The sequence below is a fragment of the Vibrio sp. SALL6 genome, assembly GCF_002002385.1.
Lineage (GTDB): Bacteria > Pseudomonadota > Gammaproteobacteria > Enterobacterales > Vibrionaceae > Vibrio > Vibrio parahaemolyticus.
The window spans coordinates 1-2,399 of the sequence record NZ_MQVK01000072.1 but is presented as its reverse complement, the minus strand read 5'-3'; the positions used below and the strand labels follow the sequence as shown (position 1 = coordinate 2,399).

Annotated in this window: 3 protein-coding genes; all 3 read right to left on the bottom strand. The window is 39.6% G+C overall.

The window, feature by feature from the left end:
• Nucleotides 1–24 precede the first annotated feature (24 nt).
• The 3 genes from BIW15_RS23975 to BIW15_RS23960 all read right to left on the bottom strand — a co-directional run bounded on the left by BIW15_RS23975 (nucleotide 25) and on the right by BIW15_RS23960 (nucleotide 2,128).
• Complete coding sequence (locus tag BIW15_RS23975) at nucleotides 25–405, bottom strand: TonB family protein (protein ID WP_179115341.1); 381 nt, start codon at nucleotides 403–405, stop codon at nucleotides 25–27.
• Between the two features lie 166 nt (nucleotides 406–571).
• Entirely contained in the window at nucleotides 572–1,480 is a 909-nt protein-coding gene (locus BIW15_RS23965; RefSeq protein ID WP_077281759.1) for an Imm49 family immunity protein, read from the bottom strand.
• Between the two features lie 168 nt (nucleotides 1,481–1,648).
• Nucleotides 1,649–2,128 (bottom strand): hypothetical protein, encoded by a 480-nt coding sequence (locus tag BIW15_RS23960; protein WP_218673964.1) that lies wholly within the window; start codon nucleotides 2,126–2,128, stop codon nucleotides 1,649–1,651.
• Between the last annotated feature and the right edge of the window lie 271 nt (nucleotides 2,129–2,399).

Here is a 2,399-nt window from a genome sequence, read left to right as displayed (position 1 = left end):
TCTTGAACAGTTTGTTATATTTTTCTATTCCGAAAATTTAATTTCAGTTGTCACATATACTGGTATATTCAGTGAGTTAGACTCGGATGGTACGTATTCAACTTTACTTAACGCTTTTAAGGCAATTAGATCCCATTCACCCTTAGGAGACGACTCAACAATTGTAGGATTAAATACCTCGCCATTCGAGTCTATTAAATAGTTAATTAAGACATAACCACCTGTTTTTGGCACCTTTATATTAGACTTCAAACTAAATCTAAAATCCTCTGACGACTGAACCCAATAATCACCTAAGTCATGTTGCTCAACTTTTATTGGAGATTGTGTCAGATACACTTCCTGTTTTGATGCACAACCACATAAAATTAAAAAACTTAGTGACAATATACTCAGTTTTTTCATATACACTCCTTGTAAAATATAACGCCCTGTTAAGGTGTGAGCAACGCAATACCGAAGCCGCCGCATACCACCTTAAACACTAAAACCAACGCATAGTAAAAATGCCACGCGTTGCGAATCACTCTTAAACAGTTTGTTATACGCAAACTAGAAGAGGTAATACCGTTTAGTCGTGTTCTTGTGCTGTGTATTTATTTAAAAAATCATAGCTCAACGTGGGTAGCGGTTGGTTACAGAACGCCTCTGGTACGTAGTCAGTCTCAAAACCAATGCAGTAACCATGCCTTGCAAAGGCGACTTTGGCCAGGGTGGTCAGTTGCATGGAGAAATAGCCGTGTCTTGAATCATTCAAACGTGGCTGGCTCCAATATTCATGGTGATTTTGAACTGCCGAGTACATTGCCTTTTGGTAGGTTTTTTCATCAGCGCCACCAAATACTTTCATTATGACATCGATCATTGGTAAATGAAGGTAGGTGACAGCATCAGGTTCACCGTGATTCACCGGCTCGGAAGCACTAAAGTTGACGTACTCCTGAATCAAATCCGTAGGCTCGCCATCAGTCAAGCCAAAAACGCACCCGAGCATCTTGAGTAAAATCTTATCAGACTCACTTTGCCACTCAATTTGCGGGTGATCCACGATTTCAACGAAGCGTCTTGCGCTATCAAAATCTTCGCACAACAAGGAGCGCCATGTTGATACCGTTAGATCGTTACCTTCAATCCCACGGTAATCCTTGCCAGTGTGAAAGCTAAATGACACCTCTTTGTTTGGTAACGAAATCGTAATCTTTTCGCCTCCCTCCAGTAAGGCATATTCAATACTTTTTGAGTCAAAATATTGCCAAGCGACAAGAGAGTGCAATGCACTGTCAATGTCAGCTAAATTCAGATATAACGATTTGGTGTAGATTTCAAACCCCAAATCTCCTGGGTTGACATAACTCCACTCTTCACTTTGCGCCAACCTGCGTGTGATGATATCTGTCAAAGCCGCAATGTTTGCTGACTCATCTTTGAATACTTTCCGAGAGCCATCGTAGTTGATTGGCGAGTATTGTTGTATCGTCATTTATTACTCAATTTATATTTTATCTAGCACGAGGAGAACTCTGGCGTATAACGCTCTGTTAAGGGGTGAACAACGCCTCCACCCAAACCTAAGGCATTGTGCTATAAACACTAAATTTGAAGTAGAAACAAAAATGCCAAGCGTTGTGAATCCCTCTTAAATTGTTTGTTATAGCGCATTTCTTGCGTTTGTCAGACGTTCATCAGTACTATAATTACTTACTAGATAATAACGAATATCCCACTTAGCTAATTTTTTATTTATTTTACCGAGCGAAGTCGCAACTTGAATTTGCATAAACGATAGATATAGAAAGATGGAAAGTCTCGAACCAAGCAAAAACTCTCCACTATCAAAGAATACGTCCATCATATCGTCTAATGGTATGTATGCGGTAATTGATTCACCTGTAGCTAGAGCTTTAGATCGTTCACGATCATATGTAACAACCTTGTCGCTAGCATAAACTGAAAGAGGTTGATTACCTGTTAAATCATCTAATAAACGGAAAAGTTTTAGCAGACGTGGGACAGGAAGACGAGGTTCATTATCCCACATGATGATTGGAAATCTTACCGAGTTCACTACTATTGATTTCTCGCCTCGATTTGTAACAGTAATTACAGCTTGATACTTACCATTAATCATCCTCAAACCCGACTTTGTAGAGAAAGATATACGCTTAGACCTAAGCAATAGTATGAATGTACATAGCGAGCAAAATGTAGTGATACAAATGAATCCAAATTTTACCAACTCTAATTTTTCCATATAGCCTCCACTGCGCTATAACGCCTTGTTAAGGGGTGAAGCACGCAACACCGATGCTACCGCATACCACCTTAATCACTTAAACCAACGCATAGTAAAAATGCCACGTGTGCTGAATCCCTCTTGAACAATTTGTTAGCTGACAATT